The organism is Neolewinella lacunae, from assembly GCF_014349155.1.
GTDB classification, from domain to species: domain Bacteria; phylum Bacteroidota; class Bacteroidia; order Chitinophagales; family Saprospiraceae; genus Neolewinella; species Neolewinella lacunae.
Map to the genome: position 1 here is coordinate 1 of NZ_JACSIT010000097.1, position 21,006 is coordinate 21,006.

Below are 21,006 nucleotides of genomic sequence, written 5' to 3' on the forward strand. Positions count from 1 at the left end.
GGGGCCGTCTAAAAAGTCTACTAGGGGGGCATTCTGGTACAAAATACGAAAAAGTAGTATTTTGAGGCTGTTCCCATCCCCGTAGCCGATGAGCACAAAAAGAGCAGTTTTCAAGCCTGACCTCCAGAACCAAGGCTTGCTATTCCCTCCACATCTTGCCGACATGGTACCGCCTCATCATAAGGCGCGGCTGATCAGCCAGATTATAGATGGGATGAACATTGATTCGATCCTAAGCACCTATTTAGGAGGTGGCAGTAGCGCGTACTCTCCTCGGATGCTGCTTAAGGTGTTGGTTTATGCCTATTCTGATCGGGTGTACTCATCTCGTTCGATTGAGAAGGCTTGCTATGAGAACGTGTGCTACATGTGGCTAAGTGGGATGTCCACTCCCGATCACAATACGATCAATAACTTTCGCAAGCACCGCATGGGTGGCCGGGTAAAGGAAGTGTTTGCCCACGTTTTGTTGACTTTACATGAACAAGGCTATGTCAAGCTGGATGATTACTTTTTAGATGGCACTATACTGGAGTCAGTAGCTGGCCGGTACACCTTCGTTTGGAAGTCAAACGTTGAGCGTTACAAGAAGTCGGTGCTAGACCAGATAGGGATGATCGTTTCTCAGATTGACGCTTTATGTGAAAAAGCGGATAAAGAGGATGAGCAAGCTGCCGATGGGGATGATCAAGGGGACAAACTCAGCGACAGTGCAGCAGTCCAAGAAACGATTGATCGACTCAACAAAGCCTTAGAAAGTCAGTCCCCCAGCACCAAGGAGGAAGCCAAAGAGGTCAAAAAGGCAAAGACAAAACTGAAAAACCTGGAGAGCAAGTCCTTGCCCAAACTCCAGGAATATGAGCGCCAGCAAGAATTACTGGGAGATCGGTCGTCTTACTCTAAAACGGATCATGGTGCTACGTTCATGAGGCCCAAAGACGACCACTTGGGCAACGGGGAGCTAAAACCCGGCTACAATGCTCAAGTGGGAACGGAAAACCACTTTGTTGTAAACTGGACAATGCACCAGACGCCTTCTGATGCGGCCTGCCTCATTCCTCATCTTGAAGACACCGAATCGATCTTAAGCCAAATCGGATTGAACTTGCCCAAGGCCATTACAGCCGATGCGGGGTATGGCAACGAAGAGGCCTATCGCTATTGTGAGGGCAAGGAGATAGAAGCCTACCTCAAATACCCGGGCTATTACAAGGAAGAGCAAGGAGTACTTAAAGCGCCATTTGCGCCAAGCCAGTTATACTATAACGAAGAGCAAAATGTGCTGATATGCCCCATGGGTCAGCATATGACGTATTGTGGAGAGGGAGAGGAGAAAACAGCAAGTGGGTATATCCGTGAAACAAGTAAGTACAAAGCCGTCAATTGCATAGGCTGCCCCTTGCGCGGGATGTGTCATAAACAAGACGGCAACCGAGTGGTAACCATTAGCCACAAAGGTCAAAGCTATCGCCAGCAAGCCCGAGCTCGTCTGAGCACGAAAGAGGGTAGAGCAAAGTGCCTGCGCCGTAACGCAGAAGTCGAGGGCTTCTTTGGCAACTTGAAGGCCAATCTGGGAAGACGTCGGTTTACACTAAAGGGACTTACGGGGGTTAACATTGAGATGGGCCTCCTTTCGATAGCCACAAATCTTCGTCGATTACATAAATTATCGATTGAGCAAGGGCGTAGTCTGCTTACTCCGGTCGTACAAAGGGCCCAAATGACCTAAAACGGCCCAAAAATCCGTCTAGACGGCATTTTTAACTCCCTGAAGGCCCACCCAGCATGTGGGGAGGCCCAAAAAAGGAACACATATTTTTTCTTAAATGTGTCAGAACGCAACCAGCACAGCCACCGTGGCGCACCCCACAGCTTTGGGGCTGACTTTTTAGACGGCCCCAGTTAGGACAAGGAGTGGGGGAAGAACGAGCCGTGTCTTCGAAAGCTTCATTTTCTTGCTTTCCGGGAAGCAGTACGGTGCCGCTGCGTATCTTCGCCCCCCATGAAAATCGCACTACTGGGTTACGGAAAGATGGGCCGTTTCATTGAGGACTTGGCCCTGGCTGCGGGGGATGAGATCGTGCTCCGCGTCGACGAAGCCAATCGCGCCAGCGTCCGTCCCCAGGATCTGGCGGCGGCCGACGTGGCCATCGAGTTTTCGCGGCCGGAAGCGGCGGTGGGCAACATCGATCTGGCCCTGGCCGCTGGCGTACCCATTGTAGTGGGCACAACGGGCTGGCTGGCGCAGTTGCCGCAGGTCAGCGAGCGGGTGAAGGCGGCGGAGGGGGCCTTGTTCTGGGCATCCAACTTCAGCGTGGGCGTCAACGTCTTTTTTGCGGCGGCGCGGCGTACGGCAGAGTTGCTCAATCCCTACGGTACTTACCAGGTCTCGATCGAGGAAACCCACCACCTCCAGAAGCTGGATGCGCCAAGTGGCACGGCCATTACGCTGGCGGAAACCGTCGCTGCGGCCCTCGATGCCTACGCGGGCTGGGAACTGAGCGAGGTGAAGTCTTCCGTCCCCCAAACCCAAATTACCGCGCCCGCCAGCCCGGCCACGCCCGTCCCCATTGTCTCCGTTCGTGAAGACGCGGTGCCGGGGACCCACCATTTAAGCTTTGATTCCACCGTCGATCGCCTGGAACTGCGGCACACGGCCCACTCGCGGGCCGGTTTTGCGGAGGGTGCCCTGGCGGCGGCCCGCTGGCTGGTGGGGCGGCGGGGCGTCTTTTCCATGCCTGATTTGCTGAACTTGTAACGCAATTTGGCCCGGCTCCCGGTCGCTGGCCTATCTTTGCCCACCACCCAAGTACTACGCACTATGCCAAGAGCTTTTTTCTTGCTGATTTTCCTGACAACGGCCATGCATTTAGGGGCGCAACTCCCCAAAACCCAGGTCTACGTTTTCGACATTGCCGAGCGGGATACCACCGTCACCTTCTCCAAACCGCAGTACCTCACCGCCTTCAACCAACAAGGCTACAACAACCAGCCCTCCTGGCAAGACCGCAACGTGCTGCTGATGTCCGTCCAACTGCCCGAGATGGAGCAGCCCGACCTCTTCAGCTTTGACCTGACGACGAAATCCCGCACGCGCATGACCCGGACGCGCTCCGGCGAATACAGCCCCAAACCCATTGGCGATGGCCGGAAATTCAGTGCCATCCGCCAGGAGTACGCCGGAAGAGACACGGTGTTGCGCCTCTGGGAATTCCCCACTACCCTGGGGGATAACGGCCGGCCCGTTTTTAAGTACGTCAACGGCATTGGCTATTATGAGTGGCTCAACAGCGCCCAGGTGGCCCTCTTTTTGGTGGGCAACCCTTCCACGTTGGCTATTGGCTCGGTAGATTCGGATAATCTCCGCACCCTGGCCCAGAACGTGGGGCGTTGCTTCAAGCGCCTTCCCAATGGCAACCTTGCCTACGTCAGCAAAGCCACGCCCAGCTGGACGCTGGTGGAGCAAAACCTTTACCGCCTCAACGAGCCCCCGCGCATCATCACCTCCTGCATCCAGGGCTCCGAAGATTTTGCCGTCCTCCGCGACGGCAGCTACCTGATGGCAGGTGGTAGTAAAATTTACCGCTTCGATCCCATCCGGAACCCCCGGTGGAAAGAAGTGGTGGACTTGCGTTTTTACGGCATCCGCAACATCACCCGCATCGAGGCCAATGGCTTCGGTAAGGTGGCCATTGTTGCCGGGGCCTAGCAGCGAGGTCTTTTGTAATTCCAGTATTTCCCTAACCAACCGGGCCGGAGAAGCAAAAGAAAGGCTGCCGCACCCGGAAACCTTTTTTTATCATGATCATCGGTTGCCCGAAAGAAATCAAAAACAACGAAAATCGCGTTGCCCTCACGCCGGGCGGAACCCTGGAGCTGGTGCGGAGGGGCCACACGGTGTACATCCAGAAGACCGCCGGAATGGGCAGTGGTTATTCCGACGAAGACTACATCGATGCCGGAGCCACGATGCTGGACACCATCGAGGAGGTCTACGCCAAATCCGAGACCATCGTCAAGGTAAAAGAGCCCATTGAGGTGGAATATCCCCTGGTGCGGGAAGGACAATTGCTGTTCACCTATTTCCACTTTGCGAGCTCCGTTCCCCTCACCAAAGCCATGATTGCTTCCAAGGCCATCTGCCTGGCCTATGAAACGGTGGAAGCCCCCAACGGCAGCCTGCCGTTGTTGGTGCCGATGAGTGAAGTGGCTGGACGAATGGCCATCCAGCAGGGCGCGCGCTATCTCGAAAAGCCCGCTGGTGGTATTGGCATTCTGCTCGGCGGCGTACCGGGCGTAAAACCCGCCAAGGTGGTGGTACTCGGTGGCGGCGTTGTCGGCCTCCAGGCGGCAAAGATGGCCGCTGGCCTCGGTGCCCAGGTAATCCTCATGGACATCAGCCTGGACCGGCTGCGCTACCTGGCCGATATCCTGCCCGCCAACGTAAGGACCGTCTACAGCAGCGAGTACAACATCCGCAAGGAACTGTCAACGGTGGACCTCATCGTCGGAGCCGTCCTCATCCCCGGGGCCAAAGCACCGCACCTTATCACCCGCCAAATGCTCAGCGAAATGCGCGATGGTTCGGTGGTCGTTGACGTGGCGGTAGACCAGGGTGGCTGCATCGAAACCTGCGTCCCCACCACCCACGAGAACCCTACCTACGTGGTAGACGGCGTAGTGCACTACTGCGTCGCCAACATGCCCGGCGCGGTGCCCTACACCAGTACGATTGCCCTGACCAACGCTACTTTCCCCTACCTGCTGCAGCTTGCGGAGAAGGGCTGGGAACGTGCTACGGCGGAAAATGCAGGATTGGCCAAAGGGCTCAACGTCGTGCGCGGAGAGATCGTCTACGCCCCCGTAGCTGAAGCCCTGGGCGAAGCCTAACGATTTCCCCTTTGACCTCCCTGGAATAGCCCGGCACTGCGTACAATCGTAGTGCCGGGCTATCTTTATTCTATGAGATACTTCATCGCCCTGGTTTGGTTGGTCAATGGCCTTTTATGCAAGGTGTGTGGCTTGGTGCCCAGGCATGAAGCTATTGTGGCCCGTATACTGGGCGAAGATCTGGCCCCTGCCCTGACGGTAGCTATTGGCCTGGCCGAAATCGTGATGGCCATCTGGATACTCAGTCGTTGGCAACAAGGCTTCAATGCGGTAGTTCAGATTGTGGTGATCCTTACCATGAACCTGCTTGAAAGCATTGTGGCTCGCGATCTTTTACTTTGGGGCGCATGGAACTTCGTGTTTGCCCTGGTATTTTGTGGCTTGATTTATTACCAGGAATTTCATCGACATGCGGCAGCTTAAAAACCACCCGTTTGCAGTCAGTGCCCATTTCGTGCGCTCCACCGTGCTCACTTTTGCGCTGCCGCCTGAGGATCTTGCTCCTTTGCTGCCGCCACCATTGAGCTTGGATACTTTTCAGGATAGGCACGCCTTTGTGGCGGTAGCGATGGTGGAAACCAAGGCTTTGCGCCCCAAGGGTTTTCCGGCCATCCTGGGCAACGACTTTTTCCTGATCGGCTACCGCATTTTCGTTCGTTATGCAGACCAAAGGGGAAAAGGCCTGCGGGGACTGTACATCCTGCGATCTGAAACGGACCGCAAGCGCATGACCTGGCTGGGCAATACCTTTACCCACTACAATTACCGGCTGACGGACGTCAAAACGGTAATGGACGAAGACCGCTACAGCGTATTTTCCCACGCCTCGAAACTGGACGTTGCCGTTAGCGACAATGCATCGGGGGAATTACCCGCGGGCTCGCCATTTTCCAGCTGGAAAGAAGCGCGCCGTTTTGCTGGTCCTTTGCCTTTTACCTTCACCTACGAGGCTTCCACCCAGAAGGTTTTGATCATCGAGGGTGTGCGGGAAAACTGGACACCGCGTCCACTGACGGTAGAGCGGCAGCAAGTAGGTTGGCTGGGGGAGGCCGGGTTTGGTCGGGCCTCCCTGGCCAATGCCTTTAGCATCGAGAACGTCCCGTATTCCTGGAAAAAGGGCAGAACCGAAGTATGGAAACCTTAAGACGGCACGGGCAAGGCGTACGGAACATCGTCCGCTTCAACTGGCATTTTTACCTGCTGGCCCTGCTTGGGATTGCGGGCGGACTGGCCTTCGGGCACTGGCTGGGTGGGGGCTGGACGACTTTGGCCTGGGCCATTGCCCTTGTTTTGCTGAGCACCATTGTCGTCTCGCTGCTGGTATCCTGGTACGTCTACGACTTATCGGGCCTTTACGCCCTGGATTGGCTGGATGGCCTGGGCATCCCCGCAGCGGGCATCATTCTAAACGTTCACGCGGGTTTTGATGAGACCAGCGCCTTGCTGGCCAGGAAATTCCCGGCGGCCACGATCCAGGTGCTGGATTTTTACGACCCCGCCGTGCATACGGAAGTGTCCATTCGCCGGGCCCGCCGGGCGTATCCGCCTTATCCAGGTACAGTTGCCGTGCGCAGCGGAAACCTTCCCCTGCCGACAGCCTCCGTCGGGGCCGTTCTGGTTTTGCTCTCCGCCCACGAGATACGACAACCCGAAGAGCGCGTCCTTTTCTTCCGGGAGTTGCGGCGCGTGGCGGCACCTGGTGCACCCCTTCTGGTGTTGGAGCACCGGCGCGATCTGGCCAATGCCCTGGCCTACACTTTCGGGGTGTTTCATTTTTTGGCACCCTCTGCCTGGCAGGAAACCTTTCGGGGGGCGGGACTGAAGGTGAAGCACTCCCGGCAGCTGTTTACTTTTTTACACCTCTATCAACTGCACTGATATGGAACTTCTCCTGCAAATTTTGGGTAGCCTTCTGCTCGGACTGGCCCTGGTGCACGTCATTTTTCCGCGCTACTTCGATTGGACGAACAACCTGAAGGCGCTTTCGCTCATCAACCGGCAGATGATGCAGACACACACTTTTTTCATTGCCCTCACGGTGTTTTTGATGGGTTTGCTGTGCCTCACTTCGGCCGATCTCCTGATCAGCACCCCGCTGGGGCAGCGCATTTCGCTGGGGCTGGCCCTGTTCTGGGGGTTACGGCTCGTATTTCAGCTCTTCGTTTATTCACCTTTGTTGTGGCGGGGAAAGGCCTTTGAAACGGTGGTTCACGTCCTTTTTACCGCGCTGTGGCTGGTCTTGACCGGGGTATTCGGGAGCATCGCGTGGCCGCTTTTCGCCCCGGTGGGGAAACTTTGAGGGCTGGAATCTGCATTGGGTGGGGAGTGAACTCCGTTTGTGGACCGTGCATTGCCGTTCAGCCTCCTTGGCACCTGCGGCCGCGCCCGGTATATTTGCGGCAAATTTTATTTCATGCACCGCTGTCTCATCTTATTTGCGCTTCTTCTTTTTACCGCTTGCCAGCCGGATCGAGCGCCCGCCACGGCGCCCGAAACCCCCGCTCCCGCACCGCAAATCCCCACCGGCGGTGGGCTGGCTGCTGACGTGGCGGAACCGCTGCCGGCCGGCGAATACGAAGACCTCAACCCCCAGGCAGACCCACGGCCGCTGGAAGACCTGATCCGCATCAAAACACCGCGGCCCAATGACCGCATCACTTCTCCGCTACAACTTCAGGGCAGTGCATTTCCGGGGTGGTTTTTTGAGGGCGATTTTCCCGTGGTGCTGACCGACGAAAAGGGCAAGGTACTCGCCGAAGCGCCGGCCGTGATGCTGACCAAAGTACTGGAAGGACAGTTCACGCCCTTCGCCAGCGAATTGAATTTTGCTGCGCCCAGCGGCACCCGCCTGAAGCTCACTTTTCACCTCGATAACCCCAGTGATGGCGAAGGTGTGCAGCGGGCGGTAAGCATTCCGCTGACTGTATACTAAATTTCTTTTGGCGGTGTCGCGTACCTTTGCCCACCGCTCGCAAAGTATACCCCATGAAATTTGACGTTCAAGCCATCGACGAAAGGTGGCAACGGTACTGGAAAGAACACAAAACCTACCGCACCACCAACGACACCACCAAGCCGAAGTACTACGTACTCGACATGTTCCCGTACCCCTCCGGCGCGGGCCTGCACGTCGGGCATCCCCTGGGCTACATCGGCTCCGACATCGTAGCGCGCAGCAAGCGGCAGCAGGGCTTCAACGTCTTGCACCCCATGGGATTCGACGCTTTTGGCCTCCCCGCCGAGCAGTACGCCATCGACACGGGCGTCCACCCCAGCGTATCGACGGCCATCAACACCAAACGCTACCAGGAACAGATGGAACGCCTGGGCCTTAGTTACGACTGGGACCGCGCAGTGAACACCTCCGACCCCAACTACTACAAATGGACGCAGTGGATCATCGGGCAGGTTTTCGAGCATTGGTACGACAAGCATCTTGACCGCGCCCGGCCCATCGGTGAACTCATCGCCCACCTGGAACAACACGGCACGGAAGGCCTCCACGCCGCCGAGAGCGTAGCCCAGCACTGCACCGCCGCCGCCTTCCGGGGGATGTCGGCCAAGGAGCAGTCCGACTTCCTGATGAACTACCGCCTGGCCTTCCGCAGCGTCAGTTACGTCAACTGGTGCGAAGCCCTCGGCACCGTCCTGGCCAACGACGAAGTGAAAGACGGCCGCAGCGAGCGCGGCAACCACCCCGTTGTCCAAAAGCCCATGTTGCAGTGGAGCCTGCGCATCACCGCCTACGCCGAACGCCTGTTGCAAGGGCTGGAGGAAGTGGACTACAGCGACGGCCTCAAAGCCCAGCAGCGCAACTGGATCGGCCGCTCCACCGGCGCACAAGCTTTTTTCGACATCCAGGGCCACGACCAACCCCTGGAAGTGTTCACCACCCGCCCGGATACGATTTTCGGCGTAACCTTTATGGTTATTGCCCCGGAGCACGAACTGGTGGAACAACTGACCACGCCCGAGCAAGCGCAAGAAATCAAAGACTACCTGGCCTACGTCGGCAGCCGCAGCGAAGTAGACCGGCAGGCCGAAACCAAAGTGACTGGCGCATTCACCGGCTCTTACTGCATCAACCCGCTCAACGGGGCACTGGTGCCGATCTACATCGCCGAGTACGTCCTCAAAGATTACGGCACCGGGGCCATCATGGCCGTACCGAGCGACGATGAGCGCGACAAGCGCTTCGCCGAGAAATTCGGCATCGAGATCATCGACGTCATCGACAAAAGCAACTACCCCGGCGCGACGCTCAAAGACAAGGTGGGCATCCTCATCAATTCCGACTTCCTGAACGGCATGGAAGTGCCCGACGCCATCGAGGCCGCCACCGCCAAACTGCGGGAACTGGGTCGCGGCGAAGAGCAGGTGAACTTCCGCATCCGCGATCTCGTATTCAGTCGGCAGCGCTACTGGGGCGAGCCCTGGCCCATCATTTACGACGCCAACGACGTGCCCCACCTGGTGCCCGAGGCCGATCTGCCCGTTGAACTGCCCGCCATGGAAGACTTCCGCGCCGTCTCCGGCGAAAGTCCCCTCAAGCGCGCTACCGACTGGAACACCACTCCCCAGGGCCGCCGGGAAACCGACACGATGCCCGCCACCGCTGGCTCCAACTGGTACTACCTGCGGTACATGGACCCCCACAACAGCGAAGAGTTCGTAGACCGCAAGGTCGCCGACTACTGGCAAGACGTCGATCTCTACGTCGGCGGCGCCGAACACGCCGTCAGCCACATCCTCTACAGCCGTTTGATCCACAAATTCCTCTTCGACCTTGGGAAGGTGCCGACGCAGGAGCCCTACAGGAAATTGCTGAACCAGGGCATGATCGGAGCGCCGATCACGAGCATCCAACTCGGGGTTTTGCTGACGGAGGACGGGCAGCGCCATCCCGTGTGGGTTGGGGCCAACGTGGCCGAAGGAACGCCGCTCGAAGTTGAAGGCCTGGGCAAAGGGCACCTGGTCCTGGACGAAAGCGCCGGCACCCGCAAAGTCCCCCTGCGCATCGTCGAGGAAAGCAGCGTCAACAACATCCCGAGCTTCCGAATCTACAAAGAAGCCGTCGAGCAAATTGCCCAGGACGAAGCCCAGGATGCGGCGTACTTCCGGACCGTGCTCCAGCAAGGCAGCAGCTTCATCTGGGAGAAGGACAAAGAAGGTCGTCTATACCTTGAGTTGAGTGCTCAGGTCGGTAAAATGTCTAAGCGGTATCATAATGTGATTAACCCTGATGACATTAGCGTCCGCTACGGCACCGACTGCTTCCGCATGTACGAGATGTTCCTCGGCCCCATCGACCAGGCCAAGCCCTGGAGCGTGAGCGGCATCGATGGCGTGTACCGTTTCCTGCGCCGCTTCTGGAACCTCTACGTGGGCAACGACGACCGACTCAACGTCAGCTCCGTCGCCCCCAGCAAGGAAGAAATGAAGGTCTTGCACACGCTGATCAAGAAGGTGACCGAAGACATCGACAAGCTCAGTTTCAACACCTGCATCTCGGCCTTCATGGTGGCCGCCAACGAGTTGAGCCGCCTCAAGTGCAACAAGGAAGCGGTGCTGGAACCGATGGTTCGCCTCATCGCGCCCTTCGCGCCGCACATTGCCGAGGAACTTTTCGCCGCCCTGGGCGGGCAGGGGAGTGTCCACCACGCGGCCTGGCCGGAGGTGGAGGAGCAGTGGCTGGTGGAAGACAGTTTCACCTACCCCATTGCCTTCAACGGTAAGACCAAGTTGACCCTTGATTTCCCCGCCGACGCAACTGCCGAGGAGGTGGAAACCCTGGCCCGGGCCAATAGCGGTGTGCAGCAGCAACTGGAGGGGAAGGCGGTCCGCAAAGTCATCGTCGTGCCCAAGCGGATGATCAATTTTGTGGTGGGTTAGGGCGCGGCCGCAGGTGCAGGGGACGGTAACTTCCCCGGCCGTCCTTATCCCTTTCCGTCCTGCGCCCGACGCTAGGTCGACTTGGGCCAGGCCGAAGCTGTTGTCCCGTCTTATCTTCGTGGCATGAGGCATTGGACATCCTGGCTATTACTTGTCTTGGTCTGGCTGGCGTTCGGAGCCGGGGAGGCCAACCTGATTGCCCAAAACCCGGAGCGGGAATTGATCGTGCGCTGGCACCCCAAAGCTTCGGCCAAAGACCGGGTTGCGGCGGACGTCCTGGCGCGCCGTCCCCTTTCCGCCCGCCGCAGCATTGAACTGCTCACCTTCGCCGACGCCGCCGCGCGCGAACGGGCCGAGGCAATGCTCTCGTCCTCCCACGCCGTCCTCGCCCTCGAACCCAACCGTGCCGTCGATCTCCGCTCCACGCCCAACGACCCCGAATACGCAGGCAAGCAAGGCAACCTCGCCCGGGCGGGTTTTGACCGGGCCTGGAACCTCAGCTCCGGCGGCCAAACTACCGACCAGCACGACATCGTCGTAGCCATTCTCGACGCCGGTTTTGACGTCCGCCACGAAGACCTCGCCCCCAGCCTCTGGCGCAACCCCGGCGAAATCCCCAACGACGGCCAAGACAACGACAACAATGGCTACGTAGACGACAGCTACGGCTGGGACCTGATTGCCAACGACAACGCCGTGCCCCTCAACACCCACGGCACCCAGGTGATGGGTATCCTCGGGGCGAAGGGTAACAACGGAAAAGGCATTGCCGGGACGAACTGGGACCTTAAAGTCATGCTCTTCAGTATCGACGACTCGGCAGGCATTATCGAGGCCTACGAATACATCCTCGAACAGCGGCGGCGCTGGAATGCCAGCCAGGGAGCCGAAGGGGCTTTTGTGGTGGCCACCAACCTCAGCCTGGGCATCGAAGGAGCCACTTGCGCCGACTACGCCGTCTGGGGAGGCCTCTACGACGACCTCGGCAACGCCGGCGTGCTCACCGCTGCGGCCACGGCCAACCGGAGTTGGGACGTGGACGACTTCGGCGACATGCCCACCGACTGCCCTTCTGACTACCTCATCGGCGTAGCCAACCTCGGGGCGGATGACCTCCTCTACCGCTCCTCCGCTTTCGGCAGGCGCAGCATTGACCTGGCAGCCCACGGCGAAGAGAGCTTCACAACCCGCAACAACGGCAGCTACGGCCCTTTCGGCAGCACCAGCGCGGCGGCACCCTACGTTGCCGGGGCCATCGCTTTGTTGTACGCCACCCCCTGTCCGCTGCTGTTGGAACAGTCGAAGACCAACCCTGGGGCCGCCGCCCTGCTCGTCCGGGAAGCCATCCTGGGGGGGACGGACCCCAACCAGTCCCTGAATTTTCGGACGGCGACGGGCGGCAGCCTCAACGTCTTCGAAGCCCAGCGGAGGTTGGTGGAAGCTTGTGGCAGCCAGGGCAATGACGACTTTGCCATCGCCCGAATCTTCCCGAATCCAACGGACCGTTTGCTTACCATCGAGACCAACGCCCTCGTCTTTGGAGAAAGCGGAACCGTCGTCCTCTACGACGCGCTGGGGAGGAGCGTACGGCAATTGCAGCCCACCCGTTTGCCAGGATCGCCAGTGAGGCTCCAGGCAGATCTGGGAGGATTGCCAGCCGGCGCTTACGCCTTACAGCTTACGGAGCGGGGACGGACTGCCTGGGTTAGGGTAGTCCTGCGGTAGAGGGAGGAATGGCCGACCCTGGCTGCTTCCCCTGCTCCTCAGTGCATTCCCTTGCACCTGCGACCGCGCAAAATGAGGGAACTTGCACCGAACAGCCCCTGCGCAGACCACACCAGATTTTCACGCTATCCTCTAATTTCCTCTCCCCAGGGGCGAGGCTTAGATTGGGCAGAATAGTGCCAGGATTTTCCGGGACAGGTAAGCGAGGTGGGAGTGGACGACACAACTCTTAAGGTTTTGTTAATTCGCAATAAACCCTGCCTGCGAACATCCCTTTGGATCATATCGTTTCGTTAACAACAACTGAAACATCCAGCCATGCAGCGTGCTGGAGCACCCACTAATTTACAACCAATAATCACCCAACAATGCAAAAAATTCTCTTATTCGCCCTCGTCCTTACGCTGGGCCTTTCGTCCTGCGTAAGTAAGAAAGACTACGAAGCGCTGCAAGCCCAGCTGGCTTCCGAACAGGATGCGATGGCCAAGCGCAATCAGGAACTCAACCGCTACGCAGAGCGCCTGGCCGACTGCGAGCGCCGCGAAACCCAGCTCCAGGGCCAGATCCAGAACGCCGAGACCCAGGTGCGCATCCGCGAAGAGCAGATTGACGACCTCAAAAAGCAGCGCGACCAGCAGGTAACCCAGGTCGGCGACCTCACCGTGCTCAGCCAGGGGGCCAACCAGAACATCAACCGCACGCTGGCCCAGCTGGAAAGCAAAGACAAGTACATCCGCCTGCTCCAAGCCGCCAAGTCTAAGGCAGACTCCATTAACCTCGCCCTTGCCGTTAACCTGAAGCAGGTACTCAAAGACGGCATCGACGATCAGGACGTCGACATCAAGGTGGACAAAACCGTGGTGTACATCAACCTCTCCGACAAGATGCTCTACAAGAGCGGTAGCTACGAGATTACTGATCGCGCCGGGGAGGTCCTCGCCAAGATCGCCGCCATCGCCAAGAGCCGTCCTAATCTGGACCTGATGGTAGAAGGTTACACCGATAACGTGGCCATCAAAACGGCGTGTGTGAAAGACAACTGGGATTTGAGCGTGCTGCGCTCTACTTCCGTCGTTCGGACCCTCCAGCAGAACTACGGCATTGACCCCAACCGCCTGATCGCCAGCGGCCGTGGTGAATACAATGCCCTGGTGGACAACAGCACCGCCGAGAACCGGGCGACCAACCGCCGGACCCGCATTATCCTGCTGCCCCGCCTCAACCAGTTCTACGACCTGCTCAATCCGGACAATATTCCGGAATAAAAGGGCAGAGATGGTCCGCCGTCTCCCAAAAATGCCCTTAATTTACTTCGGGTTCCGTCCTTCCGGCGGAACCCGCAGTAATTTGCCAAGATCCTAAAGATGTTCCAATGCGGCTGATGCAACACAAAAAGGAGGCCTACTGGTTTTACCGCTACCTCTCCATCTTCTACGATAAACTGGTTAATCCCCTTTTCTGGACCGAAAAGATGCGGGAGAAATCGCTCGACCTCGGTTACTGGGATGACCCCGAGACCCTCCGCGTAATTGACGTGGGCTCCGGCACGGGTTTTACCACCGAAGGCATTGTCCGGCGGGTTCCCTCCGAGAACGTTACTTGCGTAGACCAGAGCCCCCACCAAATGTCCCGCGCCCTGGCCAAAAGAGAACTGGCGGGCTGCACCTTCCAGCTGGGGGATGCCGAGGCGCTGCCTTTTGACGACGATACGTTCGACCGTTACGTTTCCGCCGGTTCCATCGAATACTGGCCCGACCCCCAGTTGGGGATTCTGGAGGCCTACCGCGTTTTGAAGCCCGGGGGCTGGGCGCTCATGATCGGGCCGCTCGAGCCGGTCAATCCCTTCTCCAAGTTCGTTGCCAACACCTGGATGCTCTTCCCGCCGGAGGAAGATTACCACCAGTACTTCGAAAATGCTGGCTTCGACCGCATCGACTACACCTACGTAGCGCCCTACTGGCAAAAAAGCGAACGCTACGGCATTGCCATCATCGGCCGCAAACCGCAGGCGGGAAAAAGTCCCTATGCCTACACCCCCGTTCCACACGAGACGGCCGTGGTCAATGCCGAACAGGAAGGCATGAGCCTGGGGCGGGGCATGTTGCTGGCTGGTCGCGTGCTGGCCGGTTCCGCCGCCGGATTCCTGTTCATCCCCATGGCCCTGGTGGCGAGCATCACCGCGCCTTTACGCGGCATTGATAAAGAACCCGAGCCGCTGAACCAGCACCAGAAGGTGGCTCTGGTGGCCGTGGGGGTCATCGCTACCATCTTCATTGTCAACCGACTGGCCAAGCGGCGCTAAGTTGCGCCAACGGCCGCCCGTCCCTGAACCCATTTACCTATGTCCAGCCTCAATACCCGCATCCGGAACTTCTACGATGCTTCCACACCCCTGTGGCTGAATACCTGGGGCGAGCAGATGCACCACGGCTACTACGGCCCCGACGGCCGCCGCAAGGTGGACCACCGGCAGGCGCAGGTAGACATGATCGAAGCCATGCTGGAGTGGGGGCAGGCTCCCGCCCGCATCGAGCGTTTTCTCGACGCGGGCTGTGGCGTGGGGGGCAGCAGCCGCCACCTGGCCATGCGCTACCCCGGCAGCCAGGGCCTGGGCGTGACGCTCAGCCCCGTGCAAGCCGCCAACGGGCAGCGCTACAACAGCGAAGCCCGGCTGGCCGACCGCCTGGAAATTCGCACCCAAGACGTCTATACCCTTGAAAATGAGCCAGCTAATGCCTACGACCTGATCTGGTCAATGGAGAGTGCAGAGCACATGGCCGATAAAGCCCGGCTGATGCGACTTTTTCACCACCTTTTGCGGCCGGGCGGTCGGCTCATCATGGCCACGTGGTGTCACCGGCCCGTACCGCCCGCGCTTTCTGCGGCTGATCAACGGGTGTTGGATAACATCTGTAAGCTCTACCACCTGCCTCCCCTGGTGAGTGTGCCAGACTTGGCCGCCGCCGCCGAGGGCACCGGATTTGCCCACGTGGCCACCGATGATTGGTCGGCGGCCGTTGAGCCTTTCTGGGGGGCCGTCATCCGCTCGGGGCTGGACCCCCGCAATTGGCCGGGTCTGCTACGGGCGGGTGCCAGCACCGTCAAAGGGGCCTGGGCCATGAAGTACATGAAGGAAGGCTTCGCCACCGGCGCCATCCGCTACGGCCTCCTACGGGCCACTAAAGTCTGAGGCGATGATCACTTTTTTGCGCTTCGCCCGCGCCCACACGGTGGTGGGCACTACGCTTTCGCTCGTCGCGCTGTACTGCATTGCGGTGCGCTTCACGGGGGCTACGGACCATCTTTTGCTGGCCTGGACCCTGTTCTCCTGCCTGGCGGCCAACGTCTACATCACGGGCCTGAACCAGCTCACGGACGTCGAGATCGACCGCATCAACAAACCCTACCTGCCCTTGGCCAGCGGAGCTTATTCCCTGCGCACCGGTCGCGTCATCGTGGGTGTTTGCGGACTTTTAGCGGTGCTCAGCTGCCTGATTTACCCGCCTTATTTGCCCCTGACGGTGCTCAGCAGTTTGCTTCTCGGTACGGTGTACAGTGCGGAGCCCATCCGCCTCAAGCGCTACCACTTCTGGGCCGCCTTTTGCATCATTGCGGTGCGTGGCCTCATCGTCAATTTGCTGCTTTACCTGCATTTCCGAACGCAATTGGGCGCCGGAGCGCAGGTGCAGGGGACGGTTTGGCTGCTGACCGCCGTCATCCTGGTATTCGGCGTCATTATCGCCTGGTTTAAGGACCTCCCCGATACCGAAGGAGACGCAGTGTACGGCATCCGGACTTTGACCCTCCTCCGCAGCCGGCAGTGGGTTTACGGTGCCGGAAGCATTTTACTGGCCGGCACCCTGGTGGTGGCGTCGGGCGTTGCCTGGTGGCTGGGTAGGCCCTTACTCGGTGGGTGTTTGCTCGTCTTACTCCTGGGTTTTGGTTTTTTGGCGAGCCGCCTTGATCTGGAAGAGCAATCTTCCATCGCCCGCTTTTACCAGGGGACCTGGGGCGTGTTTTTCGGGGTGTACCTCGTCTTTGCGGTGCTGGGTTGAGGCCTTGGGGTGGGGGAGGAGAGCGGAGCAATCAAACGTAAGGTGGGGCCTTAGCAATAACCACAACTTGGTCTTCAACGACCTTTAGAAGGCAGTTCGGTAGTTTTGTAGTTTGGTAGAGGGGCATTGTCTACTACCGAACTCAAGAATCATTGCGATCTAACCATTTGACAATCAGTAAATATCTCCCCAACCTGACGTAATCAATGATTTCCGCCCAGTTCCTTATCTTACCCCAAAAAGCGTTCATGCCACGATTTATCCCCGTCCTTTTGTTGCTCTTCACCTTGTGTTCCTGTCAAAACCAGGAAAATGCCCCGGAAGCTGATGCGGACCGGGCAGCGGACACCACGGCTTTCGTCGCCCAGCCCCAGGCTTTGGCGGCCAGGGAGGTCCCGACCCTCGCCCTGGGCAGTCCCGCGCCCGATTTCAAACTCATGGGGACGGACGGAGCTTACCACCAACTGGCCGATTACGCCGATAGCGAGATCCTGGTCGTGGTCTTCACCGCCAATCACTGCCCCACCGCCCAAGCCTACGAACAGCGGCTGATGGACTTTACGCGGGACTACGCAGCGAAGGGTGTCCGGGTAGTGGCCATCTCGCCCAACAGCCCGCTCGGCCTGCTCTACAACGAGCTGGGTTACACGGACCTGAACGACGATTACGATGCTATGCTCATCCGCCACCGCGATGCCGCCTTCAACTTCGATTACCTCTACGATGGAGACGACCACGCCGCGTCTCTGCAGTACGGCCCGGTCGCTACGCCCCATACCTTCGTTTTTGACAAAGCCCGGGTGCTGCGCTACGTAGGCCGCATAGACAAAGTCGAACGCCCCGGCAGCGCCAACGCCGAAGACCTGCGGGCGGCCGTAGACGACCTCCTGGCGGGTCGTGAAGTGGCCACTCCCGAGACCAAGACCTTCGGCTGTTCCACCAAGTGGGCCTGGAAAACGGAGTACAAAGAACAGGTCGCCAACGAATGGGCCGCCCGCCCCGTAAGTCTGGAATCCATTGACCTGGCGGGCGTGGAAGAATTGGTCAAAAACTCCGGCACCAAGCTCCGGCTCATCAACCTATGGGCCACCTGGTGTGGTCCCTGCGTGCGCGAATACCCCGAATTCCTCGTCTTGCAGCAGATGTACGAAGGGCGCGATTTCGAGTTCATCTCCCTGTCAACCGACAAACCTGACCAGCACGAGAAAGCCCTCAAGTTTCTGGAGAAGGTGCATTCCCCCGTCCGAAATCTCCACTATTCCGGCCAGGACGTCTACGAACTCATCGAGGCGATCGATCCTGAGTGGAATGGTGCCATTCCCTACACCTTACTGGTAGCCCCAGGTGGAGAGGTGGTGTACCGCCACCAGGCGGAGGTGGACTTTCTGGAGCTGAAGCGCGCTATCGTGGATCATCCTATGTTGGGGCGCTACTTCTGATTGGGGGCACTGCTGGAACTAAAGCGAGGGGATGAATCCCCTCGCAACATTGGGCGACCCTCCGGGTCTAGGATCGGGCTAAAGCCGCGGCGTTGCCTTAGGGAGGCGAGAATAATTCCCATGAACCATTTCCCTCACCATTGCTTCTACCCCTACCCACCTCGGGATACTGCAAGAAATCGCCATGGAAAAAACACTCCCCCCCGAAGACATTGATCGCATCATCGGCATGGCCTGGGAAGACCGGACGCCTTTTGAAGCCATCACCTACCAATTCGGTTTGAGCGAAGCCGAGGTCATTCAGCTCATGAAACGGGAGTTGAAACTGAGCAGCTGGAAACGCTGGCGCAAGCGCGTCCAGGGCCGTAAAACCAAACACGCCCAGCTCCGGGAAGCGGGCGTGGACCGCTTCAAATCGAAAGCCCAGCGCATCATTACCCAGAACCGGATTGCGAAGAAGAAATACTAATTTTCGGGCTTAGGCCCGATGGTGGTGGGGCAGGGTATTGTCGCGGCTTCAGCCCGACTGAACTGGTCGGGCTAAAGCCGCGACAATACCTTGGGGTCTGATCAAAGCCGCCATCAGTACCCAACCCCCAATCCCCTCCGCCCAAGGACCGAAGCCGATAAAGTACCACTTCGCCAGAAGGAGCGCCAGTTGGCAAAAGCGTAAAAAATGAGGGCCGTATTGGCCGTTCCAATGACCGCGCCCGTAAGCACGTCTTCCAAGAAATGCTGAAACAGATAGACGCGGCTGAAACCGATCGCGGCCGCCAGCAACACACAACTCACCGTCACCCAACGGTTATCTACCATCAAAGCGATGAACAAGGCCAAGCCAAAGGCCGTGATCGTATGCCCCGAAGGAAAGGCGTAATTGGTATGGACATCCACCCCTTTAATTAGCCACGCCGGTTCCAGCTGTTCGGCGAAGTAACGCAGCGGCCGGGGGGTGTTCCCGAAGACGATCCGCTTAAAAAAGGCGGATACTAATAACTGCCCAATGCCAACGGCCACCAGCATCAGGGTATAGCGAAAACGCACCAACGTTGCCACCAGGCACACTACACCCACCATCACTCCATCCCCCAGGTAGGTTAAGTGGCGGAAAAGGTAATTGGCCCACGCCGTCCGGTGGGCGGCAAAGTAAAGGACCGTCGTTCCTTTCTCCGTCATCCACACAACGGCTAAGCCAATCAATAGGATCGGAAACAGGAGCAGCAGGAATAAGCGAAGGGTCTTACTCGTGGGCATAGTAGCGGTAGATTACGGTGGTTGGGTATTCGAAGAGGTCTTTTTGACGAAAAACTTCCCGCAAGTCCAGGTCTGAAGGCAAGGACGGCAGGTAGCGCTCTGCCGTCAGCACCAGCGCCCCATCGGGTGCCGTGGCCAGCCATTCCGCCAATTCCGCAGCGTCTTCGTAGCGGACGATCGGACCATCAAAAGCAAAGACGTAGGCGGGGGCAAAGCGACCGAACGCACAGAAGTCGGGCGCCGAGGCCAACAAGGGAGTTGCCGCTGCCACCTGGTTAAAGGCATTAAAACGGGGCAAAAAGCTGGCGAAGAGGAAAATCTGTAGGGCGTAAAAACCCAGTGCCAAACCCGCCAGTCCCCGCGTAAATCGCCGGCGCGACCATTGCCAAATGGCGTACAGCGCAAAGGGGAGCACCAGCGTAAATTGCCACCAAAGCGGGGTCAAGGCCCGCAACACCCGATCCTGCCGCAAGCCGAGGTAGGCCGCCACTGGGACGGACGCTAAGACCAATACCGCCAGCGCAAAAGCCCAGTGGTCTGACCGCCGCGCACCCCGGCCTTGCCAAAACCGCCGCAGCCAAGTAGCAATCACTATGGCAGCAAAGCCCAAGGCCGGAAAAGGATAGCTGGGCAACTTGGTCTTGCTCATGGCAAAAAACAAGGCCACCCCAATTGCCGTAGCTCCCGCCAACCACGCCAGCCCTTTGTCCCGCTCGCGCAGGGCCCAAAGTCCCCGCGGCAGCCAGAAGCCAAAGGGCAACAGGGCCAGGAGGACGAAGGCTGGAATGAGCAAAGGAGAGCCCCCGTGCCCCTCTTTCGTGTGGCTAAACCGCGCCAGATTGTGCTCCAGAAAGAAGCCTTCAGTAAACAGCCCATCCGTAGCAAAGTGGACGGCCATAAACCAAGGCAACGCCACGAGCGAAACGATCACCAAGCCCTCCAGGGGCCGCAAACGCAGAACGTTTCTCAGGAAGTGTTGCCAGTCGGCCAAACAGTAAATACCCCAGCCCAGCGCCGCCAGCACCAAGGCCACGGGGCCTTTCGTAAGCGTTGCCACCCCCAGGGCCACGTAGCCCAGGTACAAGTAGCTGCGGTCCCGGTCCTGGAAACCTTGGTGCAAGGCCAACATCCCCAAAGTGAAAAATGCTGCCAGGTAAGCATCCGGTGTGGCAAGATGAAACTGTAAGGGCACGTAAAAACCCAGCAAATAAACCAACACCGTCAGGGTAGCGCTCGTCTTGCCATAGGTCTTCTGGGTGAAGTAGTAGAGGGTAAAAGCGGTCAGGAAACCACAAAGGGCACTGCCCAGCCGCGCCGCCAGGGCCGTCTTCCCCAACGCCTGGTAAGCCAGGATCATGGCGTAGTAATGCAATGGCGGTTTGTCCGTCCGCACCCCACCGTTGAAGGTGGGCACGATCCACGACCCCTCGCGGTACATCTCCCAGGCGGCCTGGGCGTTGCGGGCCTCATCCACGATGTAAATGGGGAAGGCGCCCAAGCCCAATAGTAAAACCAGCCCAAAGAACGGCAGTAGCCAGGCGGGCAGGGATAAAGGGCGTTCCAGAGCGTGCGGCAATAACACGCGGCGAAAGTCTGGATGCTGCGTGGTGTTTAGGTTAGCAACATTTTAGGATTTGGTTAAGCAAAGGAGTTGCTGAGTTAAATTTTTACCACACCTTACCAAGCCGTCCCACCGGGAAAAGTCGACGCCAATGTTTCCTCACAGGCAACTCAGGTTGGTGCATGTTAGC

19 protein-coding genes are annotated in these 21,006 nt (G+C 58.5%); 17 read left to right on the forward strand and 2 right to left on the reverse strand.

The genetic code is table 11. The features are described from left to right. The first annotated feature begins 88 nt into the window (after window positions 1-88). The 17 genes from H9S92_RS09125 (at window position 89) to H9S92_RS09205 (ending at window position 18,470) form a co-directional block, all read left to right on the forward strand. A complete protein-coding gene (locus tag H9S92_RS09125) occupies window positions 89-1,729 on the forward strand; it encodes an IS1182 family transposase (protein WP_187464761.1) in 1,641 nt (546 codons plus the stop codon). 273 nt (window positions 1,730-2,002) lie between these two features. Continuing rightward, entirely contained in the window at window positions 2,003-2,758 is a 756-nt protein-coding gene (gene dapB, locus H9S92_RS09130) for a 4-hydroxy-tetrahydrodipicolinate reductase (protein ID WP_187466405.1), read from the forward strand. A gap of 63 nt (window positions 2,759-2,821) precedes the next feature. Then, entirely contained in the window at window positions 2,822-3,709 is an 888-nt protein-coding gene (locus H9S92_RS09135; RefSeq protein WP_187466406.1) for a hypothetical protein, read from the forward strand. 92 nt (window positions 3,710-3,801) lie between these two features. Next, window positions 3,802-4,890, forward strand: a complete 1,089-nt coding sequence (ald, locus tag H9S92_RS09140) for an alanine dehydrogenase (protein ID WP_187466407.1) — start codon at window positions 3,802-3,804, stop codon at window positions 4,888-4,890. Window positions 4,891-4,962: 72 nt separating this feature from the next. After that, a complete protein-coding gene (locus tag H9S92_RS09145; protein WP_187466408.1) occupies window positions 4,963-5,313 on the forward strand; it encodes a DoxX-like family protein in 351 nt (116 codons plus the stop codon). Next, window positions 5,300-6,034, forward strand: coding sequence for a DUF2071 domain-containing protein (locus H9S92_RS09150; RefSeq protein WP_187466409.1), 735 nt, complete (start codon window positions 5,300-5,302; stop codon window positions 6,032-6,034). The genes H9S92_RS09145 and H9S92_RS09150 overlap by 14 nt, the downstream gene beginning before the upstream one ends. Next, window positions 6,022-6,768, forward strand: coding sequence for a class I SAM-dependent methyltransferase (locus H9S92_RS09155; RefSeq protein ID WP_187466410.1), 747 nt, complete (start codon window positions 6,022-6,024; stop codon window positions 6,766-6,768). The genes H9S92_RS09150 and H9S92_RS09155 overlap by 13 nt, the downstream gene beginning before the upstream one ends. A gap of 1 nt (window position 6,769) precedes the next feature. After that, the gene (locus tag H9S92_RS09160) at window positions 6,770-7,189 is read left to right on the forward strand and encodes a hypothetical protein (RefSeq protein ID WP_187466411.1); all 420 of its coding nucleotides are present in this window, start codon (window positions 6,770-6,772) and stop codon (window positions 7,187-7,189) included. Between the two features lie 114 nt (window positions 7,190-7,303). Beyond that, window positions 7,304-7,822: a Gmad2 immunoglobulin-like domain-containing protein gene (locus H9S92_RS09165; RefSeq protein WP_187466412.1), complete on the forward strand. Its 519-nt coding sequence runs from the start codon at window positions 7,304-7,306 to the stop codon at window positions 7,820-7,822. A 53-nt stretch (window positions 7,823-7,875) separates the two neighbouring features. Continuing rightward, window positions 7,876-10,782, forward strand: coding sequence for a leucine--tRNA ligase (locus tag H9S92_RS09170; RefSeq protein ID WP_187466413.1), 2,907 nt, complete (start codon window positions 7,876-7,878; stop codon window positions 10,780-10,782). Window positions 10,783-10,905: 123 nt separating this feature from the next. Beyond that, window positions 10,906-12,507: a S8 family peptidase gene (locus tag H9S92_RS09175; protein ID WP_187466414.1), complete on the forward strand. Its 1,602-nt coding sequence runs from the start codon at window positions 10,906-10,908 to the stop codon at window positions 12,505-12,507. Window positions 12,508-12,875: 368 nt separating this feature from the next. Then, on the forward strand, window positions 12,876-13,772 hold the full coding sequence (locus tag H9S92_RS09180; RefSeq protein WP_187466415.1) for an OmpA family protein: 897 nt from the start codon (window positions 12,876-12,878) through the stop codon (window positions 13,770-13,772). 116 nt (window positions 13,773-13,888) lie between these two features. Continuing rightward, entirely contained in the window at window positions 13,889-14,809 is a 921-nt protein-coding gene (locus H9S92_RS09185; protein ID WP_187466416.1) for a methyltransferase domain-containing protein, read from the forward strand. A gap of 39 nt (window positions 14,810-14,848) precedes the next feature. Next, on the forward strand, window positions 14,849-15,697 hold the full coding sequence (locus H9S92_RS09190) for a methyltransferase domain-containing protein (RefSeq protein ID WP_187466417.1): 849 nt from the start codon (window positions 14,849-14,851) through the stop codon (window positions 15,695-15,697). A 4-nt stretch (window positions 15,698-15,701) separates the two neighbouring features. Next, the gene (locus H9S92_RS09195; RefSeq protein WP_187466418.1) at window positions 15,702-16,562 is read left to right on the forward strand and encodes a homogentisate phytyltransferase; all 861 of its coding nucleotides are present in this window, start codon (window positions 15,702-15,704) and stop codon (window positions 16,560-16,562) included. Between the two features lie 248 nt (window positions 16,563-16,810). Beyond that, window positions 16,811-18,001, forward strand: coding sequence for a redoxin domain-containing protein (locus H9S92_RS09200; RefSeq protein WP_187466419.1), 1,191 nt, complete (start codon window positions 16,811-16,813; stop codon window positions 17,999-18,001). A gap of 184 nt (window positions 18,002-18,185) precedes the next feature. Then, complete coding sequence (locus tag H9S92_RS09205; RefSeq protein ID WP_187466420.1) at window positions 18,186-18,470, forward strand: TIGR03643 family protein; 285 nt, start codon at window positions 18,186-18,188, stop codon at window positions 18,468-18,470. Window positions 18,471-18,583: 113 nt separating this feature from the next. Here the strand turns inward: H9S92_RS09205 and H9S92_RS09210 are convergent, their stop codons facing one another. Both H9S92_RS09210 and H9S92_RS09215 read right to left on the reverse strand, forming a co-directional pair. Further along, entirely contained in the window at window positions 18,584-19,255 is a 672-nt protein-coding gene (locus tag H9S92_RS09210) for a phosphatase PAP2 family protein (RefSeq protein ID WP_187466421.1), read from the reverse strand. After that, a complete protein-coding gene (locus tag H9S92_RS09215; RefSeq protein ID WP_187466422.1) occupies window positions 19,242-20,837 on the reverse strand; it encodes an ArnT family glycosyltransferase in 1,596 nt (531 codons plus the stop codon). The genes H9S92_RS09210 and H9S92_RS09215 overlap by 14 nt, the downstream gene beginning before the upstream one ends. Window positions 20,838-21,006 lie beyond the last annotated feature (169 nt).